Origin of the sequence: Kitasatospora sp. NPDC058184 (assembly GCF_042883725.1) — a bacterium.
In the GTDB taxonomy this organism is placed as follows: domain Bacteria; phylum Actinomycetota; class Actinomycetes; order Streptomycetales; family Streptomycetaceae; genus Kitasatospora.
In genome coordinates this window covers 50,718-67,210 of record NZ_JBHVVE010000004.1, presented here as the reverse complement: position 1 = coordinate 67,210, position 16,493 = coordinate 50,718, and the positions used below count along the sequence as shown (strand labels likewise).

Annotated in this window: 13 protein-coding genes; 4 read left to right on the top strand and 9 right to left on the bottom strand. The window is 72.3% G+C overall.

Features of this window, described 5'->3' with window-relative positions; translation table 11 throughout:
- Positions 1 to 273 precede the first annotated feature (273 nt).
- Together ACFVXH_RS08930 and ACFVXH_RS08925 are read right to left on the bottom strand one after the other, a co-directional pair.
- The gene (locus ACFVXH_RS08930) at positions 274 to 1,608 is read right to left on the bottom strand and encodes a PhoH family protein (protein WP_049657856.1); all 1,335 of its coding nucleotides are present in this window, start codon (positions 1,606 to 1,608) and stop codon (positions 274 to 276) included.
- A gap of 330 nt (positions 1,609 to 1,938) precedes the next feature.
- The gene (locus tag ACFVXH_RS08925) at positions 1,939 to 2,733 is read right to left on the bottom strand and encodes an isoprenyl transferase (protein WP_181970663.1); all 795 of its coding nucleotides are present in this window, start codon (positions 2,731 to 2,733) and stop codon (positions 1,939 to 1,941) included.
- A 410-nt stretch (positions 2,734 to 3,143) separates the two neighbouring features.
- Here ACFVXH_RS08925 and ACFVXH_RS08920 point away from each other — a divergent pair, with 410 nt between their 5' ends.
- The gene (locus tag ACFVXH_RS08920; RefSeq protein WP_387821735.1) at positions 3,144 to 4,757 is read left to right on the top strand and encodes a chitinase; all 1,614 of its coding nucleotides are present in this window, start codon (positions 3,144 to 3,146) and stop codon (positions 4,755 to 4,757) included.
- A gap of 242 nt (positions 4,758 to 4,999) precedes the next feature.
- On the opposite strand, the gene ACFVXH_RS08915 is transcribed toward ACFVXH_RS08920, so the two are convergent.
- Positions 5,000 to 5,719: a prepilin peptidase gene (locus tag ACFVXH_RS08915; RefSeq protein ID WP_387821732.1), complete on the bottom strand. Its 720-nt coding sequence runs from the start codon at positions 5,717 to 5,719 to the stop codon at positions 5,000 to 5,002.
- A 259-nt stretch (positions 5,720 to 5,978) separates the two neighbouring features.
- Between ACFVXH_RS08915 and ACFVXH_RS08910 the strand changes: the two genes are divergently transcribed.
- A complete protein-coding gene (locus ACFVXH_RS08910) occupies positions 5,979 to 7,193 on the top strand; it encodes a pyridoxal phosphate-dependent aminotransferase (protein WP_074001322.1) in 1,215 nt (404 codons plus the stop codon).
- Between the two features lie 190 nt (positions 7,194 to 7,383).
- Here ACFVXH_RS08910 and ACFVXH_RS08905 read toward each other — a convergent pair whose 3' ends face one another.
- Positions 7,384 to 9,210: a phosphoenolpyruvate carboxykinase (GTP) gene (locus ACFVXH_RS08905; protein WP_387821728.1), complete on the bottom strand. Its 1,827-nt coding sequence runs from the start codon at positions 9,208 to 9,210 to the stop codon at positions 7,384 to 7,386.
- 284 nt (positions 9,211 to 9,494) lie between these two features.
- On the opposite strand from ACFVXH_RS08905, the gene ACFVXH_RS08900 reads away from it, so the two are divergent.
- The gene (locus tag ACFVXH_RS08900) at positions 9,495 to 10,169 is read left to right on the top strand and encodes a hemolysin III family protein (protein WP_049659028.1); all 675 of its coding nucleotides are present in this window, start codon (positions 9,495 to 9,497) and stop codon (positions 10,167 to 10,169) included.
- Between the two features lie 90 nt (positions 10,170 to 10,259).
- Here ACFVXH_RS08900 and ACFVXH_RS08895 read toward each other — a convergent pair whose 3' ends face one another.
- From ACFVXH_RS08895 to ACFVXH_RS08885, 3 genes are all read right to left on the bottom strand, one after another.
- Complete coding sequence (locus ACFVXH_RS08895) at positions 10,260 to 10,901, bottom strand: hypothetical protein (protein ID WP_074001321.1); 642 nt, start codon at positions 10,899 to 10,901, stop codon at positions 10,260 to 10,262.
- Positions 10,902 to 11,184: 283 nt separating this feature from the next.
- Positions 11,185 to 12,105 carry a hypothetical protein gene (locus tag ACFVXH_RS08890; protein WP_387821724.1) on the bottom strand — a complete coding sequence of 307 codons (921 nt, stop codon included), beginning with the start codon at positions 12,103 to 12,105 and terminating at the stop codon, positions 11,185 to 11,187.
- A gap of 8 nt (positions 12,106 to 12,113) precedes the next feature.
- Positions 12,114 to 12,836, bottom strand: a complete 723-nt coding sequence (locus ACFVXH_RS08885) for a papain-like cysteine protease family protein (protein WP_387821722.1) — start codon at positions 12,834 to 12,836, stop codon at positions 12,114 to 12,116.
- A gap of 285 nt (positions 12,837 to 13,121) precedes the next feature.
- Between ACFVXH_RS08885 and ACFVXH_RS08880 the strand changes: the two genes are divergently transcribed.
- Positions 13,122 to 14,054 carry a hypothetical protein gene (locus tag ACFVXH_RS08880; RefSeq protein ID WP_049658495.1) on the top strand — a complete coding sequence of 311 codons (933 nt, stop codon included), beginning with the start codon at positions 13,122 to 13,124 and terminating at the stop codon, positions 14,052 to 14,054.
- Between the two features lie 12 nt (positions 14,055 to 14,066).
- On the opposite strand, the gene ACFVXH_RS08875 is transcribed toward ACFVXH_RS08880, so the two are convergent.
- Both ACFVXH_RS08875 and ACFVXH_RS08870 read right to left on the bottom strand, forming a co-directional pair.
- Positions 14,067 to 14,591 (bottom strand): hypothetical protein, encoded by a 525-nt coding sequence (locus ACFVXH_RS08875; protein ID WP_387821719.1) that lies wholly within the window; start codon positions 14,589 to 14,591, stop codon positions 14,067 to 14,069.
- A gap of 107 nt (positions 14,592 to 14,698) precedes the next feature.
- A complete protein-coding gene (locus tag ACFVXH_RS08870; RefSeq protein WP_387821716.1) occupies positions 14,699 to 16,450 on the bottom strand; it encodes an alpha/beta hydrolase in 1,752 nt (583 codons plus the stop codon).
- Positions 16,451 to 16,493 lie beyond the last annotated feature (43 nt).

Genomic DNA, 16,493 nt, shown 5'->3' with positions numbered 1-16,493 from the left:
CACCGACCGGAGTTGGTGGACCTTCCGGGGCCTGACCTCCGGTGGCCGGAAGCCCTGCCGCGCCGTACGCGGGGCCTGACAGAACCCTCACCATGCCGCACCGGGTACGGTCGACGCAATTCCCGCCCGCGTGGCGCATGTCACATTCACCGCACGGCAGTTCCCCGGACGGAAAGCACTCGATGTGATGAAACGGACGGGGCCCGCTCCCTCAGGAGCGGGCCCCCGGCCATGAGTTGACCGTATTGTCCGACTATGCCCTCGGAGGGCGGATCACGGGTGGATGTCCTCCAGCATCTCCGTGACCAGCGCCGCGATCGGCGAACGCTCCGAGCGGGTGAGCGTGATGTGGGCGAAGAGCGGATGACCCTTCAGCTTCTCCACCACCGCCACCACGCCGTCGTAGCGGCCCACCCGGAGGTTGTCCCGCTGCGCCACGTCGTGGGTGAGCACCACCCGCGAGCCCTGGCCGATCCGGGACAGCACCGTCAGCAGGACGTTCCGCTCCAGCGACTGCGCCTCGTCCACGATCACGAAGGCGTCGTGCAGCGAGCGCCCCCGGATGTGGGTCAGCGGCAGCACCTCCAGCATCCCGCGGGAGATGACCTCCTCGATCACGTCCGGGGTGGTGACGGCGGAGAGGGTGTCGAAGACCGCCTGCGCCCAGGGGCCCATCTTCTCCGCCTCGGAACCGGGCAGGTAGCCCAGCTCCTGCCCGCCGACCGCGTACAGCGGCCGGAAGACCATCACCTTGCGGTGCTGCCTCCGCTCCAGCACCGCTTCCAGCCCCGCGCACAGCGCCAGCGCCGACTTCCCGGTGCCGGCCCGGCCGCCCATCGAGACGATCCCGATCTCCGGGTCGAGCAGCAGGTCCAGCGCCACCCGCTGCTCGGCGCTGCGCCCGCGCAGCCCGAACGCCTCGCGCTCCCCGCGCACCAGCCGCACCCGGCCGTCGCCGGTGACCCGGCCGAGCGCGCGGCCGCGCTCCGAGGTCAGCACCAGTCCGGTGTGGACCGGCAGCTCGGCGGCACCGTCGACGTCCACCCCGGCGTCGTGGCCGACCGAGAAGAGCGCGTCCACCTGATCGGCCGGGACGTGCAGCTCGGTCATGCCCGTCCAGCCCGAGGTGATCGCCAGCTCGGCCCGGTACTCCTCGGCGAGCAGGCCCACCGAACTGGCCTTGATCCGCAGCGGCAGGTCCTTGGACACGACGGTGACGTCGTAGCCCTCGGCCTGGAGGTTGCGGGCGACCGCGAGGATCCGGGTGTCCGCCTCACCGCCGCCGGCCCGGTAGCCGACCGGCAGTATCGACACGTCGGAGTGGTTGAGCTCGACCCGGATGGTGCCGCCGAGCTCGCCGACCGGGATCGGCTCGTCGAGCCGACCGTGCCGGATGCGGTAGTCGTCGAGCAGCCGCAGCGCCTGGCGGGCGAAGTAGCCCAGCTCCGGGTGGTGCCGCTTGGCCTCCAGCTCGGTGACGACCACCACCGGGAGGACGACCTCGTGCTCCTCGAAGCGGGTCATGGCGAGCGGGTCCGCCAGGAGCACGCTGGTGTCGAGAACGTACGTGCGCCGGTCTGGTGTCCGGCGGCTCTTGGAACTGACCACTAGGCCTCCAGAGCGGATGACCCTGCGTCATCCGCGGCAAGCCGGCCCCCGCTGCCCCGGTGGCCTCGGGACCGGACTGACTGGAGTATTCCCAGGCGGGGAACGGTGCATTCGCGCCCCCGGCGAACTGACGGATCATTGCCGGTGAACGTTTGGCCTCGCCCGGGCGCCGGGTAGGCCAGGCCTACGGCGGTCATTTCCTCCGGACGGCCGGACCTGGGACGACGGCCCCCGGACACGGGGTCACCGCCCCCGAGGGCGCGGGGCACCGGCCCCGGGAACGCGGGGCACCGGCCCCGGGACGCCGGGCCGGAACCGGCCGATCCGGGACTACAGCCCCAGCCGCCGGTGGCGCTGCTCGTAGGCGCGCAGCGCGCGCAGGAAGTCGACCTTGCGGAAGGCCGGCCAGTACGCCTCGCAGAAGTAGAACTCGCTGTGCGCGCTCTGCCAGAGCAGGAAGCCGGACAGCCGCTGCTCGCCCGAGGTGCGGATGATCAGGTCCGGGTCGGGCTGGTTGCGGGTGTACAGGTGCTCGGCGATGTGCTCGACGGTCAGGACCTCGGCCAGTTCCTCGATCGAGGTGCCGCGTCCGGCCTGCTCCTGGAGCAGCGAGCGGACGGCGTCGGCGATCTCGTGCCGACCGCCGTAGCCGACCGCGACGTTGACCGTTATCCCGTCGATGTCGGCGGTCTGGTCGGCGGCCCGCTTGAGCACGTCGGCGGTGTGCTGGGGCAGCAGGTCCAGCGCGCCGACCGGGTTGACCCGCCAGCGGCGGGCGGCGGCCAGGCCGGTGACGGCGTCCTCGATGATGCCGAGCAGCGGGACGAGCTCGTCGGCCGGGCGGTCCAGGTTGTCGGTGGAGAGCATCCAGAGGGTGACGACCTTGACGTGGGTCTCGTCGCACCAGCCGAGGAACTCGCTGATCTTGTCGGCGCCGCGCTGGTGGCCGTACGCGGTGGAGCCGCCGGCCGCCTTGGCCCAGCGGCGGTTGCCGTCCAGGATCACGCCGATGTGGCGCGGGGTGCTCGCGAGGTGGACCTCGACCCGTCGCCCGTAGAGCCCGTACATCCCGCCGAGCAGGGTGCGCAGCCCCGGCGTCCGTTCGGCGACATCGCGCAGACCCATGTTTCCCGGCCCCTCCGTGCTCGTTGCAACTGGTGCGTCTCCGCCCCCGGCGCAGCCTACTCCGGCGCGCAGGTGCACAGTAAAGCCGCAGGTAGCGGTCTGGTCACGGTCCTGTACGAAGTCTGTCCCGACGGGCGTGTCGGGGGTCCTCCGGACGGGTGGCGGGGCGTCCGCGGGGCCGCTGCGGGGCCTCCGGGGCGCGGACACGGAACGGTCTCCGAATCCTTAACGGAACCGTAAGCCGTTCTTCCGATGCTTGACGACCAGCAATGGTCTAGTCCAGCTTTTGATCCGGGACGGAACGATCCTCCTGCTCCGCCCCGCAGGCTCACTTCGGACCTCCCCTCCCCCACACGCGGCCGCCGCGCCCCCCACCGCGGCGGCCGCTCCTCCCCCAGGAGCGTCACCCCATGGCCCGTACGCTGAACCAGCCTTCGCACAAGCGCCGGCGCAGCCCCCTCCCGGCCGTCGCGGCCGGCGCCACCGCCCTCGCCCTGGCCGGCGGCGGCCTCGCCCTCTTCGCCGGCGGTGCCAGCGCGGCGGTCGGCAACCTGGTCGCCAACGGCGGCTTCGACGGCGGGCTCGGCGGCTGGACCTGCACCGGCGCCGCGACCACGGTGTCCTCCCCGGTCCACTCCGGCACCGGCGCGCTCCAGGCCACCCCGGGCGCCGGCGACACCGCCGAGTGCGCCCAGACCATCAGCGTGCTGCCCAACACCAGCTACACGCTGAGCGCGTGGGTCCAGGGCCCGTACGTCTACCTCGGCGCGCGCGGCACCGGCGGCACCGACCCGTCCGTGTGGTCGAACCAGAACAGCTGGAACCAGCTGTCCACCACCTTCACCACCGGGGCGAACGCCACCAGCGTCACCGTCTACCTGCACGGCTGGTACGGCCAGAGCGCCTACCTCGCCGACGACGTCGCACTGGTCGGCCCCGGCGGCACCGGCACCCCGTCGCCGACCGCGACCCCCACGCCGACCCCGACGCCGACGGCCACCGCCTCCCCCACGGCCACCGCGACGCCCACCCAGACGGCGACCCCGACCCCCACCGGGACGCCCACCCAGACCCCGACGGCGACCCCCACCGCCACGCCGACCAGCACCACCCCGCCGGTCACCGGCCTGCCCGCCCACGCGGTCACCGGCTACTGGCAGAACTTCGACAACGGCTCGACCGCGCAGCGGCTGAGCGACGTCCAGAGCGCGTACGACATCATCGCGGTGTCCTTCGCCGACGCCGTGCCGACCAGGACCGGCGCGATCAGCTTCACCCTGGACCCGGGCCTGTCCAAGGCCCTCGGCGGCTACACCGACGCCCAGTTCCGCGCCGACGTCAAGGCCAAGCAGGCGGCCGGCAAGAAGGTCATCCTCTCCATCGGCGGCCAGAACGGCGCGATCACCGTCGGGGACGCCACCGCCGGCGCCAACTTCACCAACAGCGCCTACGCGATCATCAAGGACTACGGCTTCGACGGCATCGACGTCGACCTGGAGAACGGCGTCCAGGCCGGCCCGCTCGGCGACGCGCTGCACGCCCTGCAGACCAAGGTCGGCCCCGGCTTCGTCCTGACCATGGCCCCCGAGACCATCGGGATGTACAACACCTCCGGCGCCTACTTCCAGCTGGCGCTGAAGACCAAGGACATCCTCACCGTCGTCAACACCCAGTTCTACAACTCGGGCGGCATGAACGGCTGCGACGGCAAGGTCTACAACCAGGGCACCATCGACTTCATCACCGCGCAGGTCTGCACCCAGATCCAGGGCGGCCTGCGGCCGGACCAGGTGGGCATCGGCGTCCCGGCCTCCAGCCGGGCAGCGGGCGGCGGCTACGTCTCGCCGACCGTGGTGAACAACGCGCTGGACTGCCTGGCCACCGGTAACAACTGCGGCAGCTTCGTGCCGCCGGCCAAGTGGCCGACCATCCGCGGCGCGATGACCTGGTCGACCAACTGGGACGCCAACAACGGCAACGCGTTCTCCAACACGGTCGGCCCGTTCGTCCACAAGATGCCGTGACGGCCGGGAGGCCGTGACCCCCTAGAGCCCAACTCCCCCGGCGCGCCGCTCCTTGAGGGTGGGGCCTGCGCGTCGGCGGCGGGGCCCGTCGTACCGACCGGTACGGCGGGCCCTTCCGTTTCCCCTGTCCCCTCTATTAGGGACGGGGTCCGGAAGGGGCGGTGGCGGGGTCCTCCGGGGGCCGGGAGCGGGGTGGACCGGAGGCCGGGGCGGCTCCCGGTCGTCGCCTGGTACGGCTCCGCTCACCGCGCCAGGACTGCGGTGAGCGCGCCGAGCAGCAGGAACGGGCCGACCGGGAGGTCGAGCCCGCGCACCGGGCGGCGGCGGGCCAGCGCGGCGGCGGCCCGCAGGGTGCCCCACAGCCCGGCGAGCACCATCGCGGCGAACAGCCCGCCGAGCGCCACCGACCAGCCGAACCAGCCGAGCAGCCCGCCCAGGGCGAGCCCGAGCGGAGAATCCCCGGGGCCCAACGCGCCCAGCCAGACGGCCAGTTCGAGGACGCCCCCGACCGCCAGCGCGACCAGCAGGCAGCGCAGCAGCGCACCCGGGTCCCGCTCGGCCTGCGCCGCGACCAGCAGCAGCGCCGCCACCCCGCCGAGCAGCGGCACGGTCAGCCCGTACGGCAGCCGGCGCACCCGCGCGTCGACGAAGCCGAGCGCCACGCCGAGCGCCGCCGCCCAGCCCAGGGCCAGGGTCACCACCACCAGGCGGTCCGCCGCGTACGCCACCGCGACGGCGACCGCCGCCGCGACCGCCTCCACCGTCCAGGGGCCGGCGCCCAGCCGCTCCCGGCAGCCCGGGCAGCGCCCGGTCGGCGGCAGCAGCCGCACCGCGCGCCCGCAGGACGGGCAGGCCTCGCACCAGGGCTCGCCCTCCGGCACCGCGAAGCGGGCGATCCGCCCGCGCAGCGGCGGAGCCGCCAGGAGACCGACCAGCACCGCCACGACCACGACCGGGACCACCGACGCACCCCCTCCTCGACCGACACGACCGACACGACCGGCCACATCCTCCCGCGCCGGGCGTGTGCCGTCCGTCTCGCTTCCATGGAACGGCGCGGCGGCGCCCCTCGCATACAGGAGCATTCCGGACATTCGACTGCCGGTTCACAAGGCCGCCTGCCGCCCCCGCCTGCCGATCCAAGGGGGCCGTTCCGACCCTCCGAAGCACCCCCACGGAGACCCGCCGCACGGCCCCTCCGTACCCCTAAAGTAGGCGGACATGCAGGTCATCCAGTCCAGCAAGCTCGCCAATGTCTGCTACGACATCCGCGGACCGGTACTCGACGAGGCGATGCGGCTGGAGGAACAGGGCCACCGCATCCTCAAGCTCAACACCGGCAACCCGGCCACCTTCGGTTTCGAGGCGCCCCCGGAGATCCTCCAGGACATCCTGCGCAACCTCGCCACCGCGCACGGCTACGGCGACTCCAAGGGCCTGCTCTCCGCCCGCCGCGCGGTGGTCATGCACTACGAGGACCGCGGGCTGCACGGCCTCTCCGTCGACGACGTCTTCCTCGGCAACGGCGTCTCCGAACTGATCCAGCTGGCCATGACCGCGCTGCTGGACGACGGCGACGAGGTGCTCGTCCCGGCCCCGGACTACCCGCTGTGGACCGCCTCGGTCTCGCTGGCCGGCGGCACCGCCGTGCACTACCGCTGCGACGAGCAGTCCGAGTGGTACCCGGACCTCGCCGACATCGAGGCCAAGGTCACCGACCGCACCAGGGCCATCGTGGTGATCAACCCGAACAACCCGACCGGCGCGGTCTACCCGCGCGAGGTGCTGGAGGGCATCGCCGAGATCGCCCGCCGGCACGACCTGGTGGTCTACGCGGACGAGATCTACGACAAGATCCTCTACGACGACGCCGAGCACGTCCCGCTGGCCACCCTGGCCCCGGACCTCTTCTGCGTCACCTTCAACGGGCTGTCCAAGGCGTACCGGGTCGCGGGCTTCCGCTCCGGCTGGATGGTGCTGTCCGGCGACCGGCACCGGGCCCGCAGCTACATCGAGGGCCTGACCGTGCTCGCCTCGATGCGGCTCTGCGCCAACATGCCCGCCCAGCACGCGGTGGCCGCCGCGCTCGGCGGGCGGCAGTCGATCCGCGACCTGGTGCTGCCCGGCGGCCGGCTGCACGCCTCGCGCGACGCCGCGTACAAGCTGCTCAACGACATCCCCGGGGTCAGCTGCGTCAAGCCCAAGGGCGCGCTGTACGCCTTCCCCCGGCTGGACCCCAAGGTCCACAAGATCAAGGACGACGCCCGGATGGTGCTCGACCTGCTGCGCTCCCAGCGCATCCTGCTGGTCCAGGGCACCGGCTTCAACTGGCCCGAGCCGGACCACTTCCGGCTGGTCACGCTGCCCCGGCCGGAGGAGATCACCGACGCGGTGACCCGGATCGGCGACTTCCTGAGCGGCTACGTCCAGCCGTAGCCACCGGGCTCGACGACACCCGGGACGGCTCCTGGGACGGCTCCCGGAAAAACACTACGGCCGGAGTTCCGGCCCGGGCGATCTCCTTGGTCGGGGGAAAATCGCCCGGCGGAACTCCGGCCGTCCTGCCGCTCGGCGGGGCGCGCGGTTCGTGCCGCGCGCCCGCCGCTACCGCGACTGAGGCTCAGGCTCAGCCGAGGCGCGCGACGAGGTTCCGGTACTCGTCCCACAGCTCCTTCGGGGTGTGGTCGCCGAAGGTCTCCAGGTGGGCCGGCACGAGCGCGGCCTCCCGGCGCCAGATGTCGGCGTCCACGGTGAAGAGCAGGTCGAGGTCCTCCTTGGAGAGGTCCAGGTCGCCGAGGTCGAAGCCCTCGACGGTCGGCAGCACGCCGATCGGGGTCTCGACGCCCTCGCCGGTGCCCTCCAGGCGCTCGACGATCCACTTGAGCACGCGGCTGTTCTCGCCGTAGCCGGGCCAGACGAACTTGCCCTCGGCGTCCTTGCGGAACCAGTTGACGTAGTAGATCTTCGGCAGCTTGGCGGCGTCCGCCTGGGCGCCGACCTTCAGCCAGTGGGCGAAGTAGTCGCCCATGTTGTAGCCGCAGAACGGCAGCATCGCGAACGGGTCGCGGCGCAGCTCGCCGACGGTGCCCTCGGCGGCGGCGGTCTTCTCGGAGGCGATGTTGGCGCCCAGGAAGACGCCGTGCTGCCAGTCGAAGGACTCGGTCACCAGCGGGACGGCGGTGGCGCGGCGGCCGCCGAACAGGATCGCCGAGATCGGCACGCCCGCCTGGTCCTCCCACTCCGGGGCGATGGTCGGGCACTGCGCGGCCGGGACGGCGAAGCGGGCGTTCGGGTGGGCGGCCGGGGTGCCGGACTCGGGGGTCCAGTCGTTGCCGCGCCAGTCGGTCAGGTGCGCCGGGGGCTCGTCGGTGAGGCCCTCCCACCACACGTCGCCGTCGTCGGTGAGGGCGACGTTGGTGAAGACGGTGTTGCCCCAGAGGGTCTCGATGGCGTTGGCGTTGGTGTCCACGCCGGTGCCGGGGGCGACGCCGAAGAAGCCGGCCTCGGGGTTGATGGCGTACAGGCGGCCGTCGGCGCCGAAACGCATCCAGGCGATGTCGTCGCCGATCGTCTCGACCTTCCAGCCCGGGACGGTCGGCTGGAGCATGGCCAGGTTGGTCTTGCCGCAGGCCGAGGGGAAGGCCGCCGCGACGTACTTGACCTCGCCGCTCGGCGGGGTGAGCTTCAGGATGAGCATGTGCTCGGCCAGCCAGCCCTCGTCGCGGGCCATGGTCGAGGCGATGCGCAGCGCGTAGCACTTCTTGCCGAGCAGGGCGTTGCCGCCGTAGCCCGAGCCGAAGGACCAGATCTCCTTGGTCTCGGGGAAGTGCGAGATGAACTTGGTGCTGTTGCACGGCCACGGCACGTCCGCCTGGCCCTCGGCGAGCGGGGCGCCGACGGTGTGCACGGCCTTGACGAAGTCGCCGTCCTCGCCGAGCTGGTCCAGCACGGCCTGACCCATGCGGGTCATCACGCGCATCGAGACGGCGACGTAGGCGGAGTCGGTGATCTCGACGCCGTACGCGGCCAGCGGGGAACCGACCGGGCCCATCGAGAAGGGCACGACGTACATCGTGCGGCCCTTCATCGCGCCGCGGAAGAGGCCCTGCTCGCCCTGGAAGATCTCCCGCATCTCGGCGGGGGCCTTCCAGTGGTTGGTCGGTCCGGCGTCCTTCTCCTGCTCGGAGCAGATGAAGGTGCGGTCCTCCACGCGCGCCACGTCGGACGGGTCCGAGGCGGCGTAGTAGGAGTTGGGGCGCTTCTCCTCGTTGAGCTTCTTGAAGGTGCCCTGCGCCACCAGCAGGTCCGCGAGGCGCTGGTACTCCTCGTCGGAACCGTCGCACCACTCGATGCGGTCCGGCTGGGTGAGCTCGGCGATCTCGCTCACCCAAGCGAGCAGCTGCTTGTGGCGGGTGGGCGCGGATGCGCTGAGAGCAGAGATCTCGTACGACACGATCGCTCCGTTTCACGCCATCTCGGCGTGGAGATGGCGTCGCGGGGGTCTGAGGGTGCTTGCAGCGTAGCTCCGGACTCAAGGCCGGAACGCGGCGAAGCGTCGAAATTGACGCACCCTTTACTACAGCCAGTATGATTACTCATCGGTAACATGCCGACCGACCCCGCGACGGAGTGCGCGGCGCCACACTCCAAATACTCCAAAACGTCTAAGAGTGACGATCGCCACTTCCTACGCGCGAGTAACCTACGGAGCCGTAGGTAACGGGTAGCATGCTGCGCATGACTGCTGCTGCGCTCGCGGAGAGTGCACTCACGGAGAGCAAGCCGAAGTGGCGCGGCTGGCTGCACGCCGGAATGTTCCCCGCCACGGTGGCCGCCGGGATCGTGCTGATCTGCCTGGCCGACTCCACGCCCGCCAAGATCGCCTGCGCGATCTACTCGGTCAGCGCCTGGCTGCTGTTCGGGGTCAGCGCGGTGTACCACCGCTTCAACTGGGGGCCGCGCGGGGACGCCGTACTGCGCCGGCTGGACCACGCGAACATCTTCCTGATCATCGCGGGCACCTACACGCCGTTCACCATGCTGCTGCTCAAGGGCGCCGACCAGCAGGTCCTGCTCTGGGTGGCCTGGGGCGGCGCGCTGGCCGGGATCGCGTTCCGGGTGTTCTGGGTCGGCGCGCCGCGCTGGCTGTACACACCGGTGTACCTCGCGCTGGGCTGGGCCGCCGCCTTCTTCCTGCCGGACTTCCTGCGCGCCGGCGGGGTCGCCGTCCTGGTGCTGATGATCGTCGGCGGGGTGCTCTACAGCATCGGCGGCGTGGTGTACGGGCTCAAGCGGCCCAACCCCTCACCGCGCTGGTTCGGGTTCCACGAGGTGTTCCACGCCTTCACCCTGGGGGCGTTCATCGTCCAGTACGTCGGCGTCTCGCTGGTGGCCTACAGCACCACCGGGTGACCACCGGTGCCGTACGGCATGACCAGGTGAACACCGGTGCCGTACGCCACGGCCGGTCGGCCACCGGTGGCGTACGGCACGGTCGAGTGATCACTGGTGGCGTACGGCACGGCCGGTCGATCCCGGCGCACCCCGACGGGCGGTCGAACGGTCCACGGACCGGACGGCCGCCCGTTCCGCCGTCCAGGGCCGCTCGTACGGGGCCCGGAGCTGCGGGCGGCGCGGGTAGGCCGCGTGGTCGGCCGCGCCGGCCTCCGGCTGCGGGCCCGGATCCTGCAGCGGCCCGTGCGCGTGGTGCTGCTCACCGTACCCGTGGTGCTGCTGCCCGCCGTGCGCGTGGTGCTGCTCCCCGTGCGACTCCCGGTGGGGCTCGCGCGGCGGCCAGGCCGGCGCCGGGAGCGCCTCGGGCTCGGGCCACCGCACCGCGCCGACCGCACGGCCCCGCGCCTGCCGGGCGTCCAGCGCCTCGCGGGCCCGGCGGCAGCGCTCGCAGTGCGCGGCGTCCGGGATGCCGCGGCGCGGACGGTGCCGCACCGGGGCCGGGCCGCCGCGCATCGCGCGCCAGCGGCGGGCGACGTAGACCATCAGCAGCAGGGTCTCCACCCCGGCGACCGCCAGGACCAGTGGGGCACCCTTGATCAGATAGGCCGCCACCACGGCCAGCGCAGAGCCCACCACCACCGCCGAGCCCCACACCTGGGAGCTCATCTGCTTGTCGTCCGCGTCGGCCACCTCGGTCCCCTTTCCCGGTGCCGGGCTCGTGGTCGGCTCCCGCCGCCCCACCTCTTCTCCGCTCTCGGCACGCGTCGGCCAGCACTGACCGATTGCCACATCGTATCTACCGTCAGTCATGGCCAACCGCCCCCAGGCGGCGAACGACAGATCAACGTTGCGTCAATTCCTTGTGCGGAAGCAGCACTTCCAGGACACATCACGGAACGTGACCACGGCAAGGCGCCCGGCCGGGAGAACCCGGCCGGGCGCCTCTGTGAACCTCTCGCGACCCCGCCCGCCGTCAGCCGCGGCGGACGCCCCTCCGCCGCAGCACGGCACCCGCGCCCACCAGGGCGGTGGCCCCCAGGGCGGCCGACGCCGTCACGGCCGGCAGTGCCGAACCGCCGCCCGCGGGTCGCGGTGCGACCGCGAGTTGCGGGCCCTCCCCGGGCTGCGGTGCCGTCCCGGACCGCGGCGCCGCCGCGAGTTCCGGCGCGGCGTCCGCCTCGTAGCCGCCGCCCTTGCCCGCCCGGTCGTACGCCGAGCCGGGCAGCTTGTCCCCGTACCGCTGGTGCACCAGCTGCTGGTACGCGGCCAGCGTGACCCCGCCCGCGCCCACCGAGCGCCGGGCCTCGTCGTCCAGCGGCAGCACCCGGCCGTCACGCAGCACGTACCAGGCGTTGACCTGCGGCTCGCGGAAGGCGGTGCCACCGCCGCTGCCCGCCGCCTTCGCCACGTAGTCGCTCTCGTCACCGCCCGAGGCGATGTTCACCACCTTCCAGCCGCCGCCCTGCCGGACGGTCCAGACCGAGGCGCTCTGCCCGTCCGCCGCGACCACCTTGCTGGCGGTGAACTCCGACGTCGCCACCGGTGCGCCGGGGGTACCGGCCACGAAACCGGGGTCCAGGACGTACACCGGCACGGTGTCGCCGACCAGCCGCGGCGCGGCCTCGCCCGCCGCCCGGGCCTCCTCGGCGGCGCCGATGGTCAGCTGCCGGGTCGGCGGGACGCCCTTGCGGGCGAAGAAGTGGCCGACCTTGTCGAGGACGGCCGGGTCCTGGACCGCGCCGCGGGCCTGCGCCAGCTCGGCGGCGGACACCGGGGCCGGGGCGGACGGGGAGTCCGCGTACGCGGCCGGGGCGAGCGCCAGCGCGAGGCCGGCGGCGAGCAGGGCGGTGGCGGTCGCGGTGGCGGCCCGACGGCGGCTCTTGGTCTCGGTCATGGCCGCCCTCACGCGCCGATCCGGTACAGGGAGTGGGTCCACGAGAACGTGTTGTTGTTCACGTAGTACCCGTAGTCCGCCCAGTTGTAGCGGTAGTTGGAGGGCCACGGATCGCCCCAGTAGACCCAGTTGCTCGACGTGTCGTAGCCGTACAGGACGTGCATGTGGCCGCCGCCCGAACTCCACTGGATGCGCGTCTCGATCGGGCGGTCCGCGTTCACCTCGGACTGCACGGTGCCGTAGTTCAGGTACCCGTTGACGTACGAGCCCGGGTTGATGCCGACCCAGTTCAGCCCGTTCTGCACGTCGCCCAGCGTGGCCTGGCTGTTGGGGCAGCTGGAGTTGGCGGAGCGGCCGAACGCGGCGTTGCAGAACTGGTTCTGGCTGTAGTTGTAGCCGAACCAGGTGGCGATGGTGTTCCCGCTCGCCGCCCAGCACCAGTTGGTCTGCTGTTGCTGCTGCATGGTGATGTTGAGCTTCTTGAAGGTGCCGGCCAGGTCGGCCGTGCTGCCGGGCGCGGCGGCCTGGCGGACCTGGTGCGCGGCCCGGTCCTGGGCCTGCGTCTGGGTCTGGGTCCGGTCCTGGTACGGGGCCTGGGCCTGGTACGGGGCCGGCTGCCCGGCCGGGGCGGCGATCGCGGGCGCCGCCACCGCGGCGGTGAGCGCCGGGCCCAGCACGCCGAGGGCGAGCAGCGAGACCGCGCGGCGCAGCCGTATTCGTGGAACTGGCATGGCGGGAAAGCCTCCTTGCACGAGTGGAGCGAGGTGCTGTGTGGGGGCGCGGTCCGGATCGCGCCCCGAGCATCGCGCCTCGTCAGGGACAGGTCAACGGCCCTCCGCGGGGCCCGGACCGAGGTGTGAACGGGCCGACGCGGATGTGAACGGCGCCCGGAGAACCACCGCGCAGCAGGCCCGGACCGGTGACAAACCACCGCACCGATGTGAATATTCACGGTCAAACGCCGCTCCGTCCCGAGCCGCCCGCACGCCGGTCCGCCCGTCCCCCAGGAGGCCGCCATCCACAAGAGCGACCCAGCCGACCTCGCCGCCGCCCTGCGCACCGGCCCCTTCCACCTCGCCCTGCGCACCGCGATCTCCGCCCGGGGCCTCGCCCTCCACCGCATCCGCCGCCACCTCGCCCTGCGCGGCGTCACCGTCGGCCTCACCAGCCTCAGTTACTGGCAGCAGGGCCGCCGCCGCCCCGAACGCACCGAGTCACTGCGCGCCGTCGCCGCCCTGGAAGAGGTCCTCGACCTGCCCGAGCACTCCCTCACCCGGCTGCTCGGCCCCCGCCGCGCCGCCGGCCCCGCCCCCGCCGGCCCGCCCGTCCGCCCCTACCGCGACCTCATCTCCCCCGCCGTCGCCGTCGACGACCTGCTCGCCACCCTCGCCGGCCCGCGCGACACCGGACTGCACACCATCACCCACATCGAACGCATCCGCGTCGGCCCCGACCGCCAACTCGCCCGCCGCGACTCCCAGCACGCCCTGCGCGCCCACCGCGACGGTATCGACCGCTACCTCGCCCTCTACCAGGGCGACCCGGGCAGCGACATCACCCGCGTCGGCGTCCGCGCCGAGGAGAACTGCCGCCCCGGCCGCATCCGCCGCGACCAGGCCCACCACCTGCTCGCCGCCGAACTCCTCCTCGACCGCCGCCTACGCGCCGGCGACACCCACCTGCTCGGCTACGGCTTCGACGACGCCCCCTCCCCCGACCCCAGCTGCGAATACGTCCGCGGCTTCAACTCCGGCGCCGGCCAGTACGTCCTCCAGGTCACCTTCCACCCCGCCGCCCTCCCCGTCCGCTGCCACCGCTTCGCACTGCACTCACCGGGCGCCGCCCCGTACGAGACCGAGGAACTCACCCTCGACGGGCACCACTGCGTCCACCTGGTGGCGACGGCGGTACGGCCGTGCCTCCTGGGGATCCGGTGGGACTGGGAGTGAGGGGGGTGGGGGTCAGTGCGACCAGTACGGGTCGTCGACGGGGTCGACGACCACGTAGCCCGCGGCGTCGTGCGGCGTCCGGCCCAGCGGGGACATCGGCGCGTACGCACGGGCGGGCTGGTACAGCACGCCGAAGACCTCCGCCTCGAAGGTCACCGTGTAGGAGGAGGAGGAGTCCTCGGACCCGACCGCGTTGACGGCCAGCGAGGTCTCACCGCCGACGGTCCCCGCCCCCAACAGGCGCGGGTACTTCGCCGAGTTGTCCGCCCGGACGACGTTCGGGCTCCCGAGTGCCCGCCACGCCGGGGTCACCTGTTCCATCAGGAGCGGCAGCTTCGCCCGCGAGACCACCGTCCGCACGCGGACGATCCCGGTGACGTTCGTTTCCAGACTCGACTCGTGGTCCCAGTGGTCCGATCGCCTGTACAGGTCGACGTCGGCGCCCGCATAGCTGAGCGGCGGCGAGACCGCCCCCATGGTCGCGCGCAGGGCGGCGTCGATCCGGCCCTTCGCCTCACCCGGGCTCAGCAGAACCATCCGCTCTCTCAGGGCCAACGGTCCGTATCCGTTGGCGGACGCCACCAGGACAACGGCCGGAACGGCGAGGAGCGCGGTGACGAATGCGGTCACCTTCCAACGGGTCTTCATCGTCCCTCGGTCAGGTGGACGTCGTCGGTCCGGCCCGCGACGATCGAGCCGATGTTGCCCAGCGAGGGGCCGCCGGTCTCCGGGGCCAGGTACTTGGTGTGCATCCCGAAGTCCACGACGCTCCCCGACTTGCTCCAACCGTCGACGGTGAAGCGCTTGGCCCCGAAGGACTCGCTCACCGGGTCCCTCCCGTACCAGAGGTCGTGCGGATCGGCCCCGGCCACGCCCTTGAAGGGCCAGGGCACCGCCTGGTTCGCCGCCGAGGGGATCTGGGTGACCGGGTCGTTGCCGGCCGCGCCCGCCCACACGTGGCCGGCGGGCATCCCCAGGTCCGCGGCGTGCTTCACTCCGACGCCGGGGCTGCCGATGATCACCACGTCGTCCGGCAGCGTGAGGTTCCCCTGGTGGGAGGCCTCCTTCGTGGCCAGCCCGACGAGGAGCGAGCCGTAGCTGTGCCCGATCGAGGTGATGTGCGGACACTGGCCGCTCGCGTTGGTCGCCCGGAGCCCGGTGACGAACCTCGCGTAGTCGGGCGCGCCCTTGGCCGCCTGTGCGGGCGTGGCCGCTCCGACGCCGATGTCCGGCGGGTCGTAGCCGAGCCACACGATGGAGGCCGCCGATCCACCGGGCTTGACCTTCTTGTTGGCCTCCCGCCAGACGTTCAGCGCGTTCTCCGCCTCATTGGTGCCGGGCGTGGTCCCCGGCGTCGCCTTGCCGAGCGAATCGGGAGTGGTGGTGATCCCGGGCACGTAGGAGGAGATGTCGGTGGCGGTGTCGGGGTTCCCGAAGGAGAGGATCGCCCGGCCCTGGCCCTCGGCCCCGATGCCGATCAGGTAGGAGTGCGGCCGACCGTCCTTCGCCTGGTCGTCCTGGGCGAGGCGTTCCTGGATGGGCTGGAGCTTCTTGAACTCCGCCTCTTCTTCCTTCGTCCGCTGCTTGCCCTTGAGCTCGCTCAGCCGCTTGTCCAGGTAGCTCCGGTTGACCTGGTCCCGCACGTCCGCCGGGATCCCGTCCAGGTTCCCGACCTTCTCCGGGTGGTGGTCGATGAACCACTGCCGGCCCGCCGGGTCGAGGCCGTTCCACCAGCTGTTGACCTCGGTGGGCGGCGCTCCCGCGGCCGGCATGTCCCTCAGGTACGGGGCTCCCGACTCGTTCGCCGTCCGCTGGTCGGCCTCGGCGACCGCGAGGGTCAGGCCCGACTTGCTGGTGGCGTGCTGGGTGAAGCCCCTGAGCAGCCCGGCGAGGGTCTGGTCGGCCGTGCCGGCCTCGGTGAGGGCGGCGGTGATCCGCTTGGCGATCTCCTCGGCCGCCGCCTTCTGCTTGGTCTCCCAGTTCGCGTCCACCGGGCCGGTGGGCGCGGGCCAGCTCACCGTGCCGTTGTCGCTGACGGTCAGGCCCTTGGCACCGGCGTCGACGACGGCCTGCCGGAGTTTCGACTGGGCGAGTCCGAAGAGGTCGGCGTAGTCCCGCAGGGTCTGGCCGAGTGCGGCCAGTTCGGTTTCGGCGGCGTGCAGTTGGGTGGTCGTGCCGTCCAGTGAGGGGATCGCGGCGTCGGCGGCCGGTCCGCTCCAGCCCGACCCGTGGACCCGGTCGGTGGTGCCGCGCTTCCAGTCGGCGGTGTGCTGCGCGAACGCCTTGTGGAGTGCGTCGTACGCGTCGCCGGCCGCGTGGAGGTCCCCCGGTCTGGCGTTCTTCAGGCTCGCGAAGTCGAGCCGGCCCGCGCCGGCCCGCTGATCCGGATCAGCCATGAGTGCTCCCCCCGATACTCACCGCTACCATAACCCACGTCTG